This window comes from Prescottella sp. R16, assembly GCF_030656875.1.
GTDB lineage: Bacteria > Actinomycetota > Actinomycetes > Mycobacteriales > Mycobacteriaceae > Prescottella.
In genome coordinates, this window is record NZ_CP130943.1 from 3,055,597 (window position 1) to 3,075,918 (window position 20,322).

At 70.4% G+C, this 20,322-nt stretch carries 15 protein-coding genes; 1 reads left to right on the forward strand and 14 read right to left on the reverse strand.

The features are described from left to right. Positions 1-2 precede the first annotated feature (2 nt). From Q5696_RS14305 to Q5696_RS14365, 13 genes are all read right to left on the reverse strand, one after another. Positions 3-1,328 carry an ammonium transporter gene (locus tag Q5696_RS14305; RefSeq protein WP_370654936.1) on the reverse strand — a complete coding sequence of 442 codons (1,326 nt, stop codon included), beginning with the start codon at positions 1,326-1,328 and terminating at the stop codon, positions 3-5. Between the two features lie 466 nt (positions 1,329-1,794). Beyond that, positions 1,795-3,285: a signal recognition particle-docking protein FtsY gene (ftsY, locus tag Q5696_RS14310; protein WP_305091985.1), complete on the reverse strand. Its 1,491-nt coding sequence runs from the start codon at positions 3,283-3,285 to the stop codon at positions 1,795-1,797. A 36-nt stretch (positions 3,286-3,321) separates the two neighbouring features. Beyond that, complete coding sequence (smc, locus tag Q5696_RS14315; RefSeq protein ID WP_305091986.1) at positions 3,322-6,921, reverse strand: chromosome segregation protein SMC; 3,600 nt, start codon at positions 6,919-6,921, stop codon at positions 3,322-3,324. Between the two features lie 7 nt (positions 6,922-6,928). Next, positions 6,929-7,207, reverse strand: a complete 279-nt coding sequence (locus tag Q5696_RS14320; protein WP_305091987.1) for an acylphosphatase — start codon at positions 7,205-7,207, stop codon at positions 6,929-6,931. Between the two features lie 10 nt (positions 7,208-7,217). Next, positions 7,218-7,646: an OsmC family protein gene (locus tag Q5696_RS14325; RefSeq protein WP_305091988.1), complete on the reverse strand. Its 429-nt coding sequence runs from the start codon at positions 7,644-7,646 to the stop codon at positions 7,218-7,220. After that, entirely contained in the window at positions 7,639-9,090 is a 1,452-nt protein-coding gene (locus Q5696_RS14330) for an alanine/glycine:cation symporter family protein (RefSeq protein ID WP_305091989.1), read from the reverse strand. The genes Q5696_RS14325 and Q5696_RS14330 overlap by 8 nt, the downstream gene beginning before the upstream one ends. Before the next feature lie 82 nt (positions 9,091-9,172). Then, positions 9,173-9,853, reverse strand: a complete 681-nt coding sequence (locus tag Q5696_RS14335; RefSeq protein ID WP_305091990.1) for a response regulator — start codon at positions 9,851-9,853, stop codon at positions 9,173-9,175. Continuing rightward, positions 9,850-12,387 (reverse strand): sensor histidine kinase, encoded by a 2,538-nt coding sequence (locus Q5696_RS14340; RefSeq protein WP_305091991.1) that lies wholly within the window; start codon positions 12,385-12,387, stop codon positions 9,850-9,852. The genes Q5696_RS14335 and Q5696_RS14340 overlap by 4 nt, the downstream gene beginning before the upstream one ends. A gap of 7 nt (positions 12,388-12,394) precedes the next feature. Then, positions 12,395-13,045, reverse strand: coding sequence for a potassium-transporting ATPase subunit C (locus Q5696_RS14345; RefSeq protein ID WP_305091992.1), 651 nt, complete (start codon positions 13,043-13,045; stop codon positions 12,395-12,397). Positions 13,046-13,052: 7 nt separating this feature from the next. Further along, positions 13,053-15,164, reverse strand: coding sequence for a potassium-transporting ATPase subunit KdpB (gene kdpB, locus Q5696_RS14350; RefSeq protein WP_305091993.1), 2,112 nt, complete (start codon positions 15,162-15,164; stop codon positions 13,053-13,055). Further along, the gene (kdpA, locus tag Q5696_RS14355; protein WP_305091994.1) at positions 15,161-16,861 is read right to left on the reverse strand and encodes a potassium-transporting ATPase subunit KdpA; all 1,701 of its coding nucleotides are present in this window, start codon (positions 16,859-16,861) and stop codon (positions 15,161-15,163) included. The genes kdpB and kdpA overlap by 4 nt, the downstream gene beginning before the upstream one ends. A 46-nt stretch (positions 16,862-16,907) precedes the next feature. Then, positions 16,908-17,006, reverse strand: a complete 99-nt coding sequence (gene kdpF / locus Q5696_RS14360; protein ID WP_305091995.1) for a K(+)-transporting ATPase subunit F — start codon at positions 17,004-17,006, stop codon at positions 16,908-16,910. Positions 17,007-17,321: 315 nt separating this feature from the next. After that, a complete protein-coding gene (locus Q5696_RS14365; RefSeq protein ID WP_305091996.1) occupies positions 17,322-17,966 on the reverse strand; it encodes a pyridoxamine 5'-phosphate oxidase family protein in 645 nt (214 codons plus the stop codon). A gap of 77 nt (positions 17,967-18,043) precedes the next feature. Between Q5696_RS14365 and pdxR the strand changes: the two genes are divergently transcribed. Continuing rightward, positions 18,044-19,516: a MocR-like pyridoxine biosynthesis transcription factor PdxR gene (gene pdxR / locus Q5696_RS14370; RefSeq protein WP_305091997.1), complete on the forward strand. Its 1,473-nt coding sequence runs from the start codon at positions 18,044-18,046 to the stop codon at positions 19,514-19,516. On the opposite strand, the gene mutM is transcribed toward pdxR, so the two are convergent. Next, on the reverse strand, positions 19,452-20,318 hold the full coding sequence (gene mutM / locus Q5696_RS14375; protein ID WP_305091998.1) for a bifunctional DNA-formamidopyrimidine glycosylase/DNA-(apurinic or apyrimidinic site) lyase: 867 nt from the start codon (positions 20,316-20,318) through the stop codon (positions 19,452-19,454). The genes pdxR and mutM overlap by 65 nt on opposite strands. Between the last annotated feature and the right edge of the window lie 4 nt (positions 20,319-20,322).

Genomic DNA, 20,322 nt, shown 5'->3' on the forward strand with positions numbered 1-20,322 from the left:
CCTCATGCCTCCCTGGCGGCAACAGTGACGGGCGCGGATGTGCGTCCCGGGACCGGACTTCCGGCGAGTGCAACGAAGTCGTAGGCGTTCTCGGCGTGCTCGCTCTCGTCCACTCCGCGAACCTCCGCTTCGGCACCGACCCGCAGTCCGATCGTGGCTTTCACGATAAGCGCGATGACGGTGGTTGCGGCGGCCGAGTAGAGCAGGACCGCACCCGCGCCGACCCCCTGACGCCACAGTTGGTCGAATCCTCCGCCGTAGAACAGCCCGTTCACGCCGGCCGGTGCGGTGTCGGTGGCCACGAATCCGACCAGCAGGGTGCCGAGCAGGCCACCGACGAGGTGGACGCCGACGACGTCGAGGGAATCGTCGAATCCGAAGCGGTACTTCAGTCCCACCGCGAGCGCACACAGTGCGCCGGCGACGACACCGATCACGATCGCCCCGAGCACGTCCACCGACGTGCAGGCCGGCGTGATCGCGACCAGGCCGGCGACGATGCCCGACGCCCCACCGAGCGTGGTGGCGTGCCCGTCACGGATCTTCTCCACCAGCAGCCACGCCAGCATCGCGGCACACGTCGCGACGATCGTGGTGACGAACGCGGCACCGGCGACACCGTTGGCGGCGAGGGACGATCCGGCGTTGAACCCGAACCAGCCGAACCACAGCAACGCGGCACCGAGCATCACGAACGGCAGATTGTGCGGACGGAACGGGGTGCGCGGCCAGCCGCGACGCTTACCCAACACGATCGCCAACACCAGACCGGCGACACCGGCATTGATGTGAACGGCGGTACCACCGGCGAAGTCGATCGCCTCCACCTTGTTCGCGATCCAACCACCGGTCGCGGCGGTGACCCCGTCGAACGCGAACACCCAGTGCGCCACCGGGAAATAGACGACCGTCGCCCAGATACCGGCGAACAGCAGCCACGCCCCGAACTTCATACGGTCCGCGACGGAACCGGAGATGAGAGCGACCGTAAGGATCGCGAACATCGCCTGGAACGCCACGAACACCAGTGCCGGAATCGTACCGACCAGCGGGATCGACACGGCAGCACCGGTTTCCGCGTCCGCCAGATACTGTCCGCCGAACAGGCCGCGCAACCCGAAGAACTGTGTCGGATCACCGATCACCCCGCCGACGTCGTCGCCGAACGCCATCGAGTACCCGAACAGCACCCACAGCACGCCGACGACACCCATCGCGCCGACACTCATCATGATCATGTTCAGGACGTTCTTGGCGCGCACCATGCCGCCGTAGAAGAACGCCACCCCCGGCGTCATCAACAGCACCAATGCGGCACTGATCAACATCCACGCCGTATCCCCGGTGTCCGGGGTTCCGAGAACGGGAAAGTCCACCGTGAGCCTCCTCGTCAGTCTTGTCGGTCTGCACGAAAGACTGCTCACACGGTGTTTCCGCTGTGGTGTCGGCGCGTTTCGGATACGTGAACGGACCGGCGGGACGTGTTGCGATCGGGTTTCCGACAGTGCACGGCACCGGCAGGCCACCGCGGCGCGATCCGGAGCAGGGGACCGGACGCATCGAGTTGCGCACAGTCGACAGATTCCAGCGGACGCTGGCAGTCTTATCGATTGCAGGCGCGATCCCTCTCTCGGGGATGACCCCGTTGTCGCTGCCAGGGACAGCTGAACGTCTGCGTATTCCCCGCGCGAGCGGGGACGACCCGTACTGCCATCCACCATTGGCGCCGAGCCCCCGCAAGCGGCACTGCCCGGCCCCTGAACAGGGACCGGGCAGTGCCGTATCGGGCTGTTTCTAGCCGAGCAGCGCGTCGACGAACGCGGCGGGTTCGAACGGGGCGAGGTCGTCGGCGCCCTCACCGAGGCCGACGAGTTTCACGGGCACACCGAGTTCGTGCTGGACCTGGAAGACGATGCCGCCCTTGGCGGTGCCGTCGAGTTTGGTGAGTACGACACCGGTGATGTCGACGACCTCGGCGAACACGCGGGCCTGCATGAGGCCGTTCTGGCCGACGGTCGCGTCGAGGACGAGGAGGACGTCGTCGACGACGGCTTTCTTCTCGACGACGCGCTTGACCTTGCCGAGTTCGTCCATGAGACCGGTTTTGGTGTGCAGGCGGCCGGCGGTGTCGATGAGGACACAGTCGACGCCGTCCTCGATGCCCTTGGCGACCGAGTCGAACGCGATCGCGGCCGGGTCGCCGCCTTCCTTGCCGCGCACCACCTCGGCGCCGACCCGTTCGGCCCACGTCTGCAGCTGGTCGGCGGCGGCGGCACGGAACGTGTCGGCGGCGCCGAGCAGGACGCGTCGGCCGTCGGCGACGAGAACGCGGGCAAGTTTGCCGGTGGTGGTGGTCTTGCCGGTGCCGTTCACGCCAACCACCAGCAGCACCGCCGGATGATCACCGTGTGGCAGCGCATGGATCGAGCGGTCCATCTGCGGCTGCAGCTCCTCGATCAGCACCTCCCGCAGCAGGGCACGGGCGTCGGCTTCGGTGCGCACACCCCGCGACGCCATCTGCTCCCGCAGCCGCTCGACGACCTTCGTCGTGGTCGCGGTGCCGAGGTCCGCGATCAGCAGCGTGTCCTCGACCTCCTCCCACGAGTCCTCGTCCAGGTCGCCGCCACCGAGCAGACCCAGCAGAGACTTGCCGACCGCGTTCTGCGACCGCGACAACCGGCCACGCAGACGATCCAGACGCCCCTCGGTGGGCTCGATCTCCTCGATCGCCGGGGCCGGGACAACCTCCGGCTCGGGCTCCACCACGACCGGCTCCACGACGACCGGCTCGGGCGAGACGACCGGCTCGGGTTCCGGTTCGACCACCGGCTCGGGCGCGGCGGGCGCCTCGGGTTCGACGACGGGCGCCGCAGCATCGACGACCGGTTCGGGTTCGAGGGCCGTCGGTTCCGGTGCCGGCTTCTCGACCACCGGCTCTTCGACGACCGGCTCCGGCTTCGGCTCCGGCTTTGGCTCGGGTGCCGGCTTCTCGACCACCGGCGGAACCGGTGGCACCACGGGCGGCACGACCGGCGGGGCGGCCGGGGTCTTGGGCGCGGCAGGCGGCGCGGTCGGGGGCGCGGTGGCCGTCGGCCCCTGGCTGAAGTTGAATCCGCCGCCGGCTTGATAGCCGCCCGACCGGTCCTTCGGCTTCTCGAGTTCGGGCTGCTGCTCGGGTGCGGTGAGGGTGATGCGGCGGCGCCGCGACACGATCAGGCCGACGACGAGTGCCACGATGAGGACGGCCAGTACGGCCGCTATTGCTATCCAGGCTCCGGTAGTCACCCCCACATCCTGTCAGGCTGGGCGGGGTGCGGGCGATCAGCCCGACGCGGTCAAGTCGTGTCCGCGGAGGCGTTGGGAGATGACGGTGGTGATGCCGTCGCCGCGCATGCTGACGCCGTAGAGGGCGTCGGCGACCTCCATGGTCGGCTTCTGATGGGTGATGACGATGAGCTGCGATTTTTCCCGCAGCTGCTCGAACAGTCCGATGAGCCGTCGCAGGTTGGTGTCGTCGAGGGCGGCTTCCACCTCGTCCATGACGTAGAACGGGGACGGGCGGGCCTTGAAGATCGCGACGAGCATCGCGACGGCGGTCAACGATTTTTCGCCGCCGGACAGCAGGGAGAGCCGTTTGACCTTCTTGCCGGGTGGGCGGGCTTCGACGTCGATGCCGGTGGTGAGCATGTCGGACGGGTCGGTGAGCACGAGGCGGCCCTCGCCGCCGGGGAACAGGGCGGCGAACACGTCGACGAATTCGCGTTCGACGTCGGCGTAGGCGTCGGTGAACAGTTGCAGGATGCGGGCGTCGACGTCGGCGACCACCCCGAGCAGATCCTTGCGGGCCGCTTTGACGTCCTCGAGTTGCGTGGAGAGGAACGTGTAGCGCTCCTCGAGGGCCGCGAACTCCTCCAACGCGAGCGGGTTGACCTTGCCGAGTGTCGCGAGATCCTTCTCGGCGCGCTTGGCGCGACGTTCCTGGGTGGCCCGGTCGTACGGGACTGGTGCGGGTTTGACGACCTGCTCGCCACGCTCGCGGGCCTGCTCGTATTCGGCGAGTTCGAGTTCCGACGGCGGTAGCGGCACGTCGGGCCCGTATTCGGCGATCAGGTCGTCGGGGGCGATCGCGTACTGCTCGACGATCGTCGCCTCGAGTGCTTCGATGCGCAGCGCGGCCTGCGCGCGGGCCACCTCGTCGCGGTGGACGGCGTCGGTGAGTGCCGCCATCTGCGCGGTCAGTTGCCGGACGTGTTCCTTACCGGTCTCGACCTGTTCGGCGTGCACGGTGCGCAGCCGGGTCAGGTCGTCGCGGTGCGCGGCGGCGTCCGCCACCACCTGTTCGAGGCGGGACGCGACCTCGGCCCCGGCTTCGGCGACGGCCGCGGCGACGGCGGCCGCGGACTGCCGGGCCCGTCGGGCGTGTTCGGCGCGGGCCCGCGCGTCGCGTTCGGCCTGCGCCGCCCGTCGCAGCGAATCCGCTTTGCCGCGTACCGATTCGGCGCGTTCCTCGGCGGTGCGCACCGCGAGCCGGGCCTCGACCTCGACGGCCCGCACCTCCGCGAGGGCCGCGGCCGCAGTCTCGCGTTCGAGGTCGGTGCCGGCGCCCTCCCCGTCGATGTCGGTGCCGCCCGTACTCTCCTCGGCGAGGCGCAGCCGCTCCTCGAGGTCGGCGAGCGCCGCGAGGGTGTCGTCGCGTCCGGTCTCGGCGTCGTCGCGGTGCGCGAGAAGACGGTCGGTGTCGGCTCGGGCCACCCGCACCGTGTGGCCGAGCCGGCCCAGCTGCTCGTAGACGGCGGTGAGTGCGGCATCGGATTCGTGCAGGGCTGCGAGGGTCTGCCCGGCCACCTCGGCGCGGTCGGCCTGTTCGGCGACGGCCCCGGCGAGCGCGGCCGTCAGTTCTTCGGCGCGCTGCCGCGCGTCGGCGAGGGCGGTGGTGGACGCGTCGATCGCGGCCTGCACCTCGAGGGTGCTCGGGCGGCGTTCGGTGCCGCCGACCAGCCAGCCGGGTCCGATCAGGTCGCCGCTGCGGGTGACGGCCCGGGTCGCCGGCGTCTGCCCGACGAGCGCGACGCCGTCCGCCGCGGTGTCGACGACGGCCACCCCGGCCAGCAGGGCGTCGACCGCGGACCGCACGGTGTCGGGGCAGGTGACGACGTCGGCGAGCCACCGAGCCGCACCGGGAAGGTCGGGGGGTGCGGCCGTGGGAGGGTTTCCGGCGGGGAACAGCAGTGCGGCCCGGCCGCCGTCGCCGGCCGCGAGTGCGTCGATCGCGGTGACCGCGTCGGTGGCGGTGGCGACGGCGAGCGCATCGGCGGCGGGTCCCAGGACGGCGGCGACGGCGGCCTCGAATCCCGGTTGCACGTGCAGCAGTTCGGCGACCCGACCGGTGATCTTCCCGTCGTGGTGGTCGAGGAGCCACGCGGCGCCGTCCCGCTGTTCGAGGCCGATCGCGAGCGCGTCGATCCGTGCGGTCAGGGACGCGACCTCGTGTCCGGCGGCCCGTTCCGCGGTGCGTAGCTCGGTGACCCGCCCGGTGACGAGTTCGAGTGCGGCGACGGCACGTTCGTGCTGCTCGTCGAGTCCGATCTCGCTCGCCTCGAGGTCGGCGGCGGCGGTGACGGCGTCGTCGAACTCGGACTGCGCGAGGTCGCCGCGCTGCCGGGCGTCGGCGATCGCCGTGTCGAGGCGGGCGACCTCGGTAGCAGCGGCGTCGGCGCGGGAACGCAGGGTGTCGACCTGCCCGGCGAGCCGGGCCAGGCCCTCACGGCGGTCGGCGACGGCCCGTACCGCGGCCAGGTGCGCACGTTCGGCGTCCGCGGCGGCGTCCTCCCGTTCGGCGAGCTGTTCGCGGGCGGCGTCGAGCATGCCGCGGGCGATCTCGACGGCCGCGGCGAGTTCGGTCTCCTCGGCCGCGATCCGGTCGGCGCGGGCCTCCATCTCGTCGGGGTCCTGGCCGCGACCGGTGTCCGGTTCGGTGTCGAGGTGGCGGGCGCGTTCGGCGGCGATCCGGACGGTGGCGCTCACCCGTTCGGCGAGCGCGGACAGCCGGAACCAGGTCTGGGCGGCGGTGTCGGCCTGCGGGGTGAGCCGGGCGAGGGCCTGTTCGTGGCCGCGGAGTTCGGCGGTCGCAGCGTCGAGTGCGGCAGCGACCGTCTGCTGCTGCTCACGGATCAGGGTCTCGTCGCGGCTCTGGTCGGCCAGTTCGGTGCGGCGGGTGTCGAGGTCGTCAGCGGCCAGGCGTAGTCGGGCGTCGCGCAGGTCGGCCTGCACGGTCTGGGCGCGGCGCGCCACCTCCGCCTGCCGGCCGAGCGGTTTGAGCTGGCGGCGCAGTTCGGCGGTGAGGTCGGTGAGCCGGGCCAGGTTGGCCTGCATCGCGTCGAGCTTGCGGACCGCTTTCTCTTTGCGTTTGCGGTGCTTGAGGACGCCCGCGGCCTCCTCGATGAACGCACGTCGTTCCTCGGGCCGGGATTCGAGGATCGCCGCCAGCTGTCCCTGCCCGACGATGACGTGCATCTCCCGGCCGATACCGGAGTCGGACAGCAGTTCCTGGACGTCCATGAGCCGGCACGAGTTGCCGTTGATCTCGTATTCGCCGGCGCCGTCGCGGAACATGCGCCGCGTGATCGACACCTCGGAGTAGTCGATGGGCAGGACGCCGTCGGAGTTGTCGATCGTGAGGGTCACCTCGGCGCGGCCGAGTGCGGGACGGCCCGCGGTGCCGGCGAAGATGACGTCCTGCATCTTGCCGCCGCGCAACGCCTTGGCGCCCTGCTCTCCCATCACCCACATCAGAGCGTCGAGGACATTGGACTTGCCGGAGCCGTTGGGTCCGACGACGCACGTGATGCCGGGCTCGAACCGCAGAGTCGTCGCGGACGCGAAGGACTTGAAGCCCTTCAACGTCAGACTCTTCAGATGCACGTGTGTCCTACCGCTCCACGAATCCGGACAGACCGCCGCGCGGTGCGTCGAATTGGTCGACGACGAGGGTGACGGTTCCCGGGGTCTCCCCGGACCGGAGCAGCGCGAGCAGCCGGTCGAGTTGCCCGCGCGGGCCTTCCGCGATCACCAGCACCCGCCCGTCGGCTTGATTGGTGGCGTGCCCGACGAGACCCAGTTCGAGTGCGCGAGCCCGGGTCCACCAGCGGAAGCCGACGCCCTGCACCCGCCCGTGTACCCAGGCGGTCAGCCGTGCGGTGTCGTTCATGCGGCCCCCGTCAGTCCCGTGTGACGGTCAGCGTCACCTTCGTGCCGGCCTTGAGCGTGCGACCGACCGTGCACACCTTGTCGACGGACCGTTCGACGAGGGCGACCAGACGCTCCTGCGCGTCGGCGTCGAGTTCGCTGAGGTCGAGTTCGAGGGTCTCCTCGAGGTGCGGGTACACCTCGTTCTCGCGGTCCGCGGCGCCCGAGACGCGGATGGTGGCGTCGTAGTCGTCGCCGAGACGGCGCGACAGCGGGAAGTCCGAGCTCATACCCGAGCAGGCGGCGAGGGCGATCTTCAGCAGCTCGCCGGGCGTGAAGACGCCGTCGACCGACTCCGACCCGATGCGGACCTCGGCGCCGCGGGAGCTGCGTCCCGTGTAGAGGCGGGTGCCGGTCCGTTCGACCCACAGCTCGGTGGGTGCGGTGCTCTGTTCAGCCATGAGACGTGATCCTGCCATCCGCGTCCGACACGGTCGGCGGCTCCCACACCTGGATGCCGGTGATCTCCGGGATCTCGTCGCGGTGGAACGTCGGGTCCTGGCCGGCGGCCTTCTGCTTGCTGTAGTGCCGGAACAGCAGGAACGCGATCCCGGACAGTGGCAGCAGCGCCGCGAGGTTGACGGTCGCCATGACACCCATCACCAGGTCGGCCAGACCCCACACCAGCGGCACCGAGCCGAGCGCACCCGCGAACACGCACACCACGACGAGGGCCCGGAACCAGGTGAGGACCCGGCGTGACGGCGTGAGGAACTCGATGTTCGTCTCGCCGTAGTAGTAGTTGCCGATCACGGAGGTGAATGCGAGGAAGAAGATCGCGACGGTGAGGAAGTGGACGGTCCAGCCGCCGAGCTGGGCGGCGAGCGCGTTCTGGGTGAGGGACGCGCCGGCGCGAGTCCCGTACTCGGGATCGGACAGCAGGATGATGAACGCGGTCGCCGTGCACACCAGCAGCGTGTCGAAGTACACACCGAGGCTCTGGACGAGGCCCTGCTTGACGGGGTGCGACACGGCCGCGGTGGCGCCGGCGTTGGGCGCCGAACCCATGCCGGCCTCGTTGGAGAACAGGCCGCGGCGGATGCCGTTCATGAAGGCGGCCGCGAACCCGCCGGTCACCACTTCCTGGATGCCGAACGCGTTCTCGACGATGAGCCGGAACATGCCGGGCACCTCGGTGATGTTGAGGGCCACCACGAGCAATGCCATGAGGATGTAGGCGCCCGCGACGACGGGGACGACGATGCTCGACACCGTGGAGATGCGTCGCACACCGCCGAAGATGACGGCCGCCGTGAGGCCCGCGACCACGAGGCCGACGACGACCGCCGCACCGTTGCCGTCGGTGTCGAGGGACGTGTTGACGGCGTCGACGATCGAGTTGGTCTGCACGGCGTTGAACACGAACCCGTAGGTGATGGTGATGACCACCGCGAACAGCACGCCCATCCAGCGTTTCCGCAGGCCGTGCAGCATGTAGTAGGCGGGGCCGCCGTGGAAGCCGCCGTCCTTGTCACGCACCTTGTACAGCTGGGCGAGGGTGGACTCGATGAACGCGCTGGAGGCGCCCAGGATCGCCATGACCCACATCCAGAACACGGCGCCGGGCCCGCCGATACTGATCGCGATCGCGACGCCGGCGATGTTGCCGGTGCCGACGCGGGACGCCGCCGAGATCGAGAACGCCTTGAACGCCGAGATGCCCTTGGTGCCGTCCGGCAGGGTCTCGGCGCCCTCGGTGACCGACCTCAGCATGTCCGGCAGGAGCCGGATCTGCACGAACCGGGACCGCACCGTGAAGTACAGTCCCAGGCCCACGAGCAGGGCGATGACGACGTACCAGTAGGTGTCGTTGACGTCCGCGATCAGATCGACGAGTGAATCCACTCGAAAACTATCTACGACGATCGCCTTCGATCGCCACCCACGTACCGGCTGGTCTCGTTCACGAAAGTGTCACGATCGGTGCTCACACCTGGAAGCGGTAGCCCATTCCGGTCTCGGTGATCAGGTGCCGCGGCTTCGACGGGTCCTGCTCGAGTTTGCGGCGCAGCTGGGCGAGGTAGACGCGCAGATAGTGGGTTTCGGTGGCATATGCCGGACCCCACACCTCGCGCAGCAGCTCCTTCTGTCCGACGAGTTTGCCCCGGTTGCGGACCAGCATCTCGAGCATGCCCCATTCGGTGGGCGTCAGATGCACTTCGGTGCCGTCGCGGGTGACGGTCTTCGCGGCCAGGTCGACGGTGAAGGCGTCGGTGACGACGACGGGTTCGCTCGTCTCGGTGGCGGCGGCACCGCGCCGGACCGCGGCCCGCAGCCGGGCCAGGAACTCGTCCATCCCGAACGGTTTCGTGACGTAGTCGTCGGCGCCGGCGTCGAGGGCCTCCACCTTGTCCGACGAATCGGTGCGCGCCGACAGCACGATCACCGGGGCCGTGCACCAGCCGCGCAGGCCGGCGAGGACCTCGATGCCGTCGATGTCGGGCAGCCCGAGATCCAGGACGATCACCTCGGGATGTTTCTCGGCCGCCGCCCGCAGCGCCGCCGCCCCGGTCGACGCCGTCGTCACCTCGTAGCCGCGGACACTCAGGTTGATCCGCAGTGCGCGCAGGATCTGTGGCTCGTCGTCGACCACCAGGACCCGGGTCATGCCGTTCCTTCCGCCGTGGCAGCCGGGCAGGCCGCCAGTTCCACCACCATCGTCAGTCCGCCGCCGGGGGTGTCGGTGGCCTGCACCGTCCCACCCATCGCCTCGACGAATCCCTTCACCACCGACAGCCCCAACCCGACACCGCTGGTGGTGTCGCGGTCGCCGAGCCGCTGGAACGCGTCGAACATCTGCTCGTCGGCGCCCGGTGCGAGTCCCGGCCCGGTGTCGGCGACGGTGAGCGTCATCCGGTCCCCCGCCCGCGCCGCCCCGATCCGCACCGGCCGGTCCGGCGCGTACCGCAGGGCGTTGTCGACGAGGTTCGCGATCACCCGTTCCAGCAGTCCCGCGTCGGCCATCGCGGTGGCGCCGCCGACCTCCACCTTCACCCGGTCCCGGATCCGCTGCGCTGTCCCCGGCGCGCCGTAGCCGACGCCGACGAGCGCCCGGTGCACCACCTCCTCGAGGTACACCCGGCGCAGCGTCGGCTTCACGACACCGGCGGCCAGCCGGGACGAGTCGAGCAGGTTCCCGACGAGGGCGGTCAGCTGGTCGGCGGATTCCTCGATGGTGGCGAGCAGTTCGGCGGTGTCCTCGGGGGAGAATTCGATGTCGTCGCTGCGCAGGCTCGACACCGCGGCCTTCACCGCGGCGAGTGGGGTGCGCAGGTCGTGGCTGACGGCCGAGAGCAGGGAGCGGCGCAGCCGGTCCGCCTCCGCGAGGGCCTGCGCCCGGCTCGCTTCCTCCGCGAGTTGTCGCTGCCGGATCAGGCCGACGGCCTGGTTCGCGACCGCGTACAGCACCTTGCGGTCGCGGGCGCCGAGTTCGCTGCCCGCGAGCAGCAGCGTGTACTCGCCGTCGCCGGCCTCGCACACGGTGTCGGCGGCGTCGACGGTCGCCGGGGGCCTGTCACCGGCCGCGCTGATCACCCCGGTGCCGTGCCGGACGACGCTGACTCCGCGCTGCGCATAGGTTTCCCGCACCTTCTCGAGCAGCGCCGGCAGGTCCGCGCCGCGCAGCACCGACCCCGCGAACAGGGCCAGCAGTTCCGCTTCCTGCGACGCCCGCCGCGCCTCCCGGGCGCGTTTCGCGGACGCGTCGACGAGGACGGCGACAGCGACCGCGACGACCAGCAGCACCATCGTGGTGATGAAGTTCTCCGGCTGCGCGATCGTGAAGCTGTAGAGCGGGCTGGTGAAGAAATAGTTGAGCAGCAGCCCGGAGACGAGCGCCGACAGGATCGCCGGGCCGATCCCCCCGAGCAGCGCGACGACGAGCACCACGACGAAGAACAGCGCGTTCTGGCCGCCGACGCCCGCGTACCGGTCGACGACGCCCATGAGGATCGCCGCGATCGACGGCACCCCGACCGCCGCGAGCCACGACACCAGCCGGCGTTCGTGACGCCCCAGTACGGACAGCCGTCGGCGGGTCGCGGCCTCGGCATGCGTGACCATGTGGACGTCGATCGTCCCCGACTGCTGGACGATCGACGCGCCGATCCCCTCGTCGAGGATCCGCATCCACCGCGACCGCCGGGACGTACCGATCACCAACTGGGTGGCGTTGACCTCGCGGGCGAACTCGAGCAGGGTGGTGGGGACGTCGTCGCCGACGACGTTGTGCACGCTCGCCCCGACACCGGCGGCCAGCGCACGCACCTTGCCCATGTCGCCGGGCGACACTCCGGCCAGCCCGTCGCCGCGCACCACGTGCACGACCATCAGTTCCGCGCTCGCCCGGCCCGCGATGCGGCTCGCCCGCCGGATCAAGGTCGCCGACTCGGGTCCGCCGGTGACGGCGACGACGACCCGTTCCCGTGCTTCCCACGTGTCGGTGATCCGGTTCTCCGCACGGTACTTCGCGAGGGCCGCATCCACCTGGTCGGCGACCCACAGCAGCGCGAGTTCGCGCAGCGCCGTGAGGTTTCCGCGCCGGAAGTAGTTGCCCAGCGCCGCATCGACCTTGTCGGCGGCGTACACGTTTCCGTGGGAAAGTCTGCGCCGCAACGCCTCCGGTGTGATGTCGACGAGCTCCACCTGCGCCGCCGACCGCACCACCTCGTCGGGCACCGTCTCCTGCTGCGTCACCCCGGTGATCTGTTCGACCACGTCGCCGAGGCTTTCGAGATGCTGCACGTTGAGCGTCGACAGGACGTCGATGCCGGCGTCGAGGATCTCGTCGACGTCCTGCCACCGCTTGGCGTTGCGGCTGCCCGGGGTGTTGGTGTGCGCGAGCTCGTCGACCAGCACCACCGCGGGCCGACGCGCGATCACCGCGTCCACGTCCAGTTCGGGCATCGCGGTGCCGCAGTAGGCGACCATCCTCGGTGCCACCGTCTCGAGTCCCGCGAGCTGTTCGGCGGTGCGGGTGCGGCCGTGGGTTTCCACCACGCCCGCGACCACGTCGCGTCCCCGTTCCCGCCGCCGGTGCGCCTCCCCCAGCATCGCGTACGTCTTGCCGACACCGGGTGCGGCACCGAGGTAGATCCGCAGCTCGCCGCGCCGGGTCGGACGCGACTGCTCGAGGTTGCTCACTCCGCCATCATTCACCGTGCGCGGCCGGGTCGCATCCAGGTGCGGTGAGCCCCAGGGCCGCGTTCAGTTCCAGTACGTTCACCCGTTCGGATCCGAGGAATCCGAGCTGCCGTCCGTCGGTGTGGGCGGCGACCAGTTCCCGTACCCGGTCCTCGCCCAGTCCGGTAGCCTTCGCGACGCGCGGCACCTGCAGGGCCGCGTACTCGGGCGAGATGTGCGGGTCCAGCCCGGATCCCGACCCGGTGACAGCGTCGGCCGGAACCTGTTCGGGAGCAATGTGTTCCCGGGCGGCGATCGCGTCCCGCCGGGCCTGTACGAACCCGGCGAGGATCTCGCTGCTCGGCCCCTGGTTGGTGGGCAGGCCGGCGGCCGGGTCCCCGGTCGCGAACGGGTTGCCGTCGGCCACCGAGCCGACGACGCGGTTGTGGAAGAACGGGTCCGGTGCACCGGCCGCGACCTGCGGGTCCACGCCGAGCCACCGGCTGCCGACGACGCATCCGGACGCGTCGGTCACCGGTGAGCCCTCCGCCGACCCCGACGAGAGCCGGGACACCCCCCACACCGCGGCCGGGTAGAGCCCACCGAGGACGACGGTGAGCGCGAGCAGGACCAGCAGCCCGGTCCGCACCTGTCTGAGAATTCCGATTCCGAATCGCATTGCGGTTTCACCCGATTCCAGGGACGAGGCGGACGACGAGGTCGATCAGCCAGATACCGACGAAGGGTGTGACGACACCACCCAGGCCGTAGATCAGCAGGTTTCGGCCGAGCAGCGTCGACGCCGACGCCGGCCGGTAGCGGACTCCCCTGAGCGCCAGCGGGATCAGTCCGACGATGACCAGCGCGTTGAAGATCACCGCCGACAGGATCGCCGACTGCGGCGAGGCCAGGTGCATGACGTTCAGTACCGCGAGCTGCGGGTAGATGCTGCTGAACAGTGCCGGCAGGATCGCGAAGTACTTCGCGAGATCGTTCGCGAGCGAGAACGTGGTGAGCGCACCCCGGGTGATGAGCAGCTGTTTGCCGATCTCGACGACCTCGATCAGCTTGGTCGGGTCGGAGTCGAGATCGACCATGTTGCCGGCCTCCTTGGCCGCCGACGTGCCGGTGTTCATCGCGACACCGACGTCCGCCTGCGCCAGCGCCGGGGCGTCGTTGGTGCCGTCCCCGGTCATCGCGACCAGCCGGCCGCCCTCCTGTTCGGTCCGGATGCGGTCGAGTTTGTCCTCCGGGGTCGCCTCGGCGAGGAAGTCGTCGACGCCCGCCTCCTGTGCGATGGCCCGCGCGGTGAGTGGGTTGTCGCCGGTCACCATGACCGTCCGGATGCCCATCGCCCGCAACTGCGCGAACCGCTCCGCGATACCGGGTTTGACGACGTCGGTCAGTGCGATCACGCCGAGTATCGACGCCGTGCCGCGTTCGGCGACCGCCACGACGAGCGGGGTGCCGCCCGCGAGCGCGACCTGCTCGACGGCACCGGACACGGCCGGGTCGAGGTCGCCGCCGAACCCGGACACCCACGCGCGCACCGAGTCACCGGCACCCTTGCGGATCTGCTGCGGGCCCGTCGGGGCCGCGATGTCGAGGCCACTCATCCGGGTCTGTGCGGTGAAGGGCACGAACTCGGCGGCCCGCTCGTGCTCGGCCGGTTCGGTGGGCAGCCCGTACCGCTGCGCGCACAGTTCGACGATGCTGCGCCCCTCCGGGGTGTCGTCGGCGAGGCTGGACAACCGTGCGGCGGCGGCCAGTTCGTCGTCGGAGACCCCCGGCGCCGGATACAGTGCGGTGGCCCGCCGGTTGCCGTAGGTGATGGTGCCGGTCTTGTCCATGAGCAGCGTGTCGATGTCGCCGGCCGCCTCGACGGCGCGCCCCGACATGGCCAGGACGTTGCGCTGTACGAGCCGGTCCATGCCGGCGATGCCGATCGCGGACAGCAGCGCACCGATGGTGGTGGGGATCAGGCATACCAGCAGCGCGATGAGTTTCACCGGATCCTGCGCCTCACCGGCGTATTCGCCCATCGGTCCGACCGCGACGACCGCGAGCAGGAACACGATCGTCAGCGCGCACAGCAGGATGTTCAGTGCGATCTCGTTGGGCGTCTTCTTGCGGGACGCCCCCTCGACGAGCGCGATCATCCGGTCGACGAACGACTCACCCGGCGCGCACGTGATCCGGACGACGATCCGGTCGGACAGCACGGTCGTGCCGCCGGTGACGGCGCACCGGTCGCCGCCGGATTCGCGGACCACGGGCGCGGACTCTCCGGTGATGGCGGACTCGTCGACGGTGGCGATCCCGTCGATCACGTCGCCGTCACCGGGGATCACCTGGCCGGCCTCGACGACGACGGTGTCGCCGACCCTCAGGGTGGACGCCGACACCTCCTCGACCGCACCGGACGTCGTCGTCCGGCGGGCGACGGTGTCCTGCTTGACCTTCCGCAGGCTCGCGGCCTGCGCTTTGCCCCGGCCCTCGGCGACGGATTCGGCGAGGTTCGCGAACACGACCGTGAACCACAGCCAGGCGGCGACGAGCCACGTGAACAGCGTCGGCCGGGCGATCGCCATGACCGTGGTGACGATCGAGCCGACCAGGACGACGAACATGACCGGGTTGCGGGCCTGGTGGCGCGGGTCGAGTTTGCGCACCGCACCGGGCAGGGCAGTGAGCAGTTGCCGAGGGTGGAACAGGCCGGCCGGGACGGATGCGGGTCCGTCGTCGCCCGACGAGGCGGCCTCCACGACAGGAGGTTTCACATCGGTGTGCAGACTCATTGGAGCGCCTCCGAGATCGGCCCGAGCGAGAGGGCCGGGAAGAAGGTGAGGGCCGCGACCAGCACGACGGTGCCGGTGAGCAGGCCCGCGAACAGGGGGCCGGACGTGGGCAGGGTGCCGACTCCGGCGGTGGTGCGGCGCTGCGCGGACAGGGAGCCCGCGAGTGCGAGGACGAACAGGATCGGCAGGAAGCGACCGAGGAGCATGCACACGCCGAGCGCGGTCTGGAACCAGTCGCTGGTCACGGTGAGGCCGCCGAACGCGCTGCCGTTGTTGTTCGACGCCGACGCGAACGCGTACAGCACCTCGGTGAACCCGTGGATGGACTGCGGGCTGCCGGGATCGCCGCTGTTGCCGAGGTAGCCGACGGTGGAACCGAGGATCACGGTGATCCCGGTGCCGACCAGCACGAGTGCGGGCATCACGAGGACCGAGAGCGCCGCGAGCGTGATCTCGCGCTGCCCCAGCTTCTTGCCCAGGTATTCGGGGGTGCGGCCGACGAGCAGACCACCGACGAACACCGCGATGATCGCGAGGATCAGGATGCCGTACAAGCCGGTCCCCACCCCGCCGGGCGCGATCTCCCCGAGCAGCATGCCCAGCAGCGCCGCCCCGCCGCCGAGCGGTGAGAGGCTGTCGTGGGCGGCGTTGACGGCACCGGTGCTGGTGCCGGTCGTGGTCACCGCGAACAGTGCGGTGCCGGGGATGCCGAAGCGAACTTCCTTGCCCTCCATCATCGCTCCGGCCGCGTCGGCGGCTACGCCACGCGTCCCGGATTCGGCGGCGAGGACGACGGCGAGCAGACCGAAGTACAGCACCGACATGACCGACAGGAGCGTCAGCCCCTGCCGGCGGTCGCCGACCATGGTGCCGAACGTGCGGGTGAGGCTCACCGGGATCAGCAGGATCGCGAGGATCTCCACGACGTTGCTCAGCGGTGTCGGATTCTCGAACGGGTGCGCCGAGTTGGCCGCGAGGATGCCGCCGCCGTTGGTGCCGAGTTCCTTGATCGCCTCTTGTGAGGCGACGGGGGCGAGCGCGTTGGTGACGGGGGTGCCGTCGAGACCCGTCGACGCGAAACCGCTGTGGAACGACTGGATCACGCCCTGGCTGAGCAGGATCAGTGCGATGACGAACGCGATGGGCAGCAGGATTCGCAGGCAGCCGCGGACGAGGTCGACCCAGAAGTTGCCGATCTCGCCGCCCCGGGAGACCCGGACGATACCGCGGATCAGTGCCGCGGCGACGGCCATCCCGACGGCGGCGGACACGAAGTTCTGCACCGCGAGACCGGCGGCCTGCGTGAGGTGTCCCATCGTCGTCTCGGGGGTGTACGACTGCCAGTTGGTGTTGGTGACGAACGACGCCGCCGTGTTGAACGCGACCGCGGGGTTGACCCCGCCGAGCCCGTTGCTCAGCGGCAGCACCCCCTGAATGCGTTGCAGCGCATACAGCAGCAGCACGCTCGCCGCGGAGAAGCCGAGCAGGCTGCCGGCGTAGCCGTACCACGTCTGCTCGGCCCGCGAGTCGATCCGGCAGACCCGGTAGAGGACGGATTCGATGCGCAGATCCCCGGAGCGGAGATCGGTGTCGGTGGTGTAGACCTTGGCCATGTAGTCACCGACGGGGACGTACAGAACCGCCAGGACTGCGACGACCAGCGCGATCTGCAGTCCTGCCGCGAGAGCGGGATTCATAGGACCGTGACCTTTCCGGGATCCCCGATGGGATCCGTCGGGGTACTCAGAACCGTTCCGGGTTCAGGAGTGCGACCAGCAGATAAGCCACGAGGGCGGCGGCGATCACGACGACGGCGACACTCACCGTCCCCGCGACCGTCACCGCACACTCCGGGCATGCAGTCCGCGCAACACCAGGGCGCAGACGGTGAACACACCGATGATCAACCCGACACAGGCCACGTCAGCCATTGCGTTCCTCTTCCGAGTTCGCGCGCTGCAGATCGGCAGCGCGACGCGGCGCCGACTCTCGACGCACCCGGTGAGCGTGCGCCCGTTCCCGCTCCGGGGACCCGCTCCTGACGGTTCGCTGACACCCTGTCCGACCGCGTTGACGCGATCTTTACGCCGCGGTGATCCCGGTCACCATGTGTCCGCCGTGTCCGTGCGGCGCGGTGCGGTGCGGTGCGGTGCGGTGTCAGCCCTGCTGCAGTGCCCGCACCGACGCCGGCACCGGGACGTCGTCGGGCACCCACGACGCGCGTTCGGGTGCACCGGCCACCGTGCGCAGCGGCACCACCCCGGCCCACACTCCGGGGGCGCGATCGCCCGCGCTCGGCGGGCCCGAGCGTGCCTTGACGGTCCACTGCCCCGGCTCGATCGGCAGTGCCAGAGTGAGGGTGGCAGCCAGTTCCTTGCCGGACGACGCCCGCACCTCGGTGCTCCGGTCGGGGATCAGCGCGTCGGACAGGGCGACGAGTGCGGTCTCGGCGTCGACCCCTTCCAGGCTGGTGAGCCGGCCGCGGACCACCGCCGACCGGTAGTTCGCCGACGAGTTGAACAGGTTGTCCGCCACCACGATCCCGTCGAGGTGCGTCACGCTCAGGCACGCGGGTGCCCCGGCCGCCACGCGGCGCAGTGCTCCCGCCCCGGTGGACCCGTGGAGCAGGATCGCGTCGCCGATCCGCGCGTACAGCATGGGCACCGCCCAGGGCAGGCCGTCGACGACCGTGGACAGTGTGCCGACGGCGCCGTCGGCGAGCACGGCGTCGAGCACGGATCGGTCGCCGACGGCGCGGTCGGCGAGGCGTCGGACACGGGTTCGAGGGTCGATCGTCGTCATGACTCCACCCTCGCCACAATCCGGTCCGGGCTCCAGATCCAGAATCGGCTCTTACAACAGACCAGTATCCTGCCGGTATGCCCCGCACCCGGACGCTCACGACACTGCACCTGGCTCTCCCGGACACCCGGGAACCGTTGCGGCACCGGATCGCTGCCGCCGTCGTCGACGCACTGCGCACCGGGCAGCTCGCGGCCGGGGACCCGCTGCCCGCCAGCCGGACACTGGCGTCCGACCTCGGGGTGTCCCGCGGCGCGGTGGTGAGCGCCTACGACGAACTCGCGGCGGCCGGATACGTCGTCACGCGTGCCGGCGGCAGCACCCGGGTCGCACCCGGTGCCGTCGATGCCGCACGGGCCGGCGCCGACCCGCACATCACCGAACCTGCCGGTGTCGTCCGCCCGCCCGGTGTCCTCCGGGAACCGGCCGTCGTCGACCTGTCCCCCGGCTACCCGGACACCACCTCGATCTCGGCGCGGGAGTGGCGATCGTCCTGGCGGACGACACTGTTCGACGCTGTCCCCAACGCGGCACCCGGGCCGGAGCTGCATCTGCGCCTCCGCACCGCGCTGGCCGGGCACCTGCGGCGCACCCGCGGCATCGTCGCGGACCCCGACGAGATCGTCGTCGTGCCCGGTGTGCTGTCGGCGCTGCGCACTCTGGTCGCCGCCGCCGATCTCGCCGGACGGACGATCGCGTTCGAGGACCCCGGCTATGCCCGGGCCCGACGCCTGTTCGAGGCGGCCCGTGTCCGGGTCCGCCCGGTTCCGGTCGACGCCGACGGGCTGCCACCGCATCTGCTCCGCGACTCCGATGCCGCCGTGTACTGCACCCCCGCGCACCAGTATCCGATGGGTGGACGCATGCCGGTCGCACGCCGGGCCGCGCTGCTCGCCGCATCGGCGTCGACCGGACGCCTGGTGATCGAGGACGACTACGACGGCGAATTCCGTTACGGTGCAGCGGTACTGCCGGCTCTCCGCGCGTTGGATCACGGCCGCGACACGGTCGCCTACGTGGGTACCGCGTCGAAGATCGTCTCACCGTCGCTGCGGCTGGCCTGGCTGATTCCCCCGGCCCCGCTGCTGGGCCCGGTGCGCGACGTGCTCGCGGTCAGCGGCGAAACCGTATCGGAGATCACGGCCGACGCGTTCGCCCGGTTCGTCGAAACCGGTGCACTCACACGGCATCTGGCGCGGGTCTCCCGCACGTACGCCGCGCGTCGGCACGCCTTCGTCGACGCGTTGCGAACCCACCTGCCCGCCGTGGAACCGCTCGGTATCGAGGCGGGACTGCATGTTGCGCTGCGCCTTCCCGACGGCACCGACGACGTCGCGCTGGCCGCGGAGATCACCCGGCGCGGCGTGACGGTTCCGGCGTTGGCGAACTACCGGGCATCCGAGCAGGGGCCCCGCGGACTGCTCTGCGGCTACGCGCGACTGCCCGAATCGAAGGCCGACGCCGTCGCGCGGACGATCGCCGACGTCATCCGCGGACGAGTCGGGGCCGCGGCTGGCATGTCGGGCAGCTGTACGACGAGCGGTTCATGAACTTTTCGCGGCGGATCGGCGCCCCGCAGCGCGGGCAGGGCCGGTCTTCCTGTCCGTAGGCGTTCAGGGAGCGGTCGAAGTAGCCGGACTGGCCGTTGACGTTGACGTAGAGGGCGTCGAACGAGGTTCCGCCCTGGTCGAGGGCTTCGCGCATGACGGCGCCGACGTGGTCGAGCAGTAGGTGCAGGCGGGGTCCGCTCAGCTTGTCCGTGGGGCGGTTGCCGTGGATCTCGGCGCGCCACAGGGCTTCGTCGGCGTAGATGTTGCCGACGCCGGACACGATCGTCTGGTCGAGGAGGGCCCGTTTGATCTCGGTGTGCTTGCCGCGCAACGTTTTCACGACACGGTCCGGGTCGAACAGCGGATCGAGGGGGTCGCGGGCGATGTGTGCGACGGCGTCGGGGACATCGGTGCCGTCCACGGTCACCAGGTCGGCGAGCGCCCAGCCCCCGAACGTGCGCTGGTCCACGAACCGCAGATCGGTGCCCGTGTCGAGGCGGGCCCGGATCCGTAGATGTTTCTCGTCGGGAACCGACGGATCCTGGACGAGCATCTGACCGCTCATCCCCAGATGCACGACGAGTGCGACCGAATCGGGTTCGAGGACGAGCCACAGGTATTTGCCGCGACGCTCGGCGGCGGCGACGGTGCGGCCCTCGAGACGTCCGACGAGGTCGGCGGCACCGGGTAGGTGCCGGCGGATCGCACGGGGATGCAGCACCTCGACGGAATCGATGCCGTGGCCGACGACGTGGGCGGTCAGCCCACGTCGCACGACCTCGACTTCGGGTAGTTCGGGCACGACG

What these genes read in the sequence shown, in the direction of transcription:
- Q5696_RS14345 (WP_305091992.1), bottom strand. Translation starts at nt 13,045, where the DNA reads ATGCGATTCGGAATCGGAATTCTCAGACAGGTGCGGACCGGGCTGCTG.
- Q5696_RS14325 (WP_305091988.1), bottom strand. Translation starts at nt 7,646, where the DNA reads ATGGCTGAACAGAGCACCGCACCCACCGAGCTGTGGGTCGAACGGACC.
- Q5696_RS14365 (WP_305091996.1), bottom strand. Translation starts at nt 17,966, where the DNA reads ATGACGACGATCGACCCTCGAACCCGTGTCCGACGCCTCGCCGACCGC.
- Q5696_RS14335 (WP_305091990.1), bottom strand. Translation starts at nt 9,853, where the DNA reads ATGACCCGGGTCCTGGTGGTCGACGACGAGCCACAGATCCTGCGCGCA.
- Q5696_RS14320 (WP_305091987.1), bottom strand. Translation starts at nt 7,207, where the DNA reads ATGAACGACACCGCACGGCTGACCGCCTGGGTACACGGGCGGGTGCAG.
- kdpB (WP_305091993.1), bottom strand. Translation starts at nt 15,164, where the DNA reads ATGAGTCTGCACACCGATGTGAAACCTCCTGTCGTGGAGGCCGCCTCG.
- kdpA (WP_305091994.1), bottom strand. Translation starts at nt 16,861, where the DNA reads ATGAATCCCGCTCTCGCGGCAGGACTGCAGATCGCGCTGGTCGTCGCA.
- pdxR (WP_305091997.1), top strand. Translation starts at nt 18,044, where the DNA reads ATGCCCCGCACCCGGACGCTCACGACACTGCACCTGGCTCTCCCGGAC.
- Q5696_RS14305 (WP_370654936.1), bottom strand. Translation starts at nt 1,328, where the DNA reads ATGTTGATCAGTGCCGCATTGGTGCTGTTGATGACGCCGGGGGTGGCG.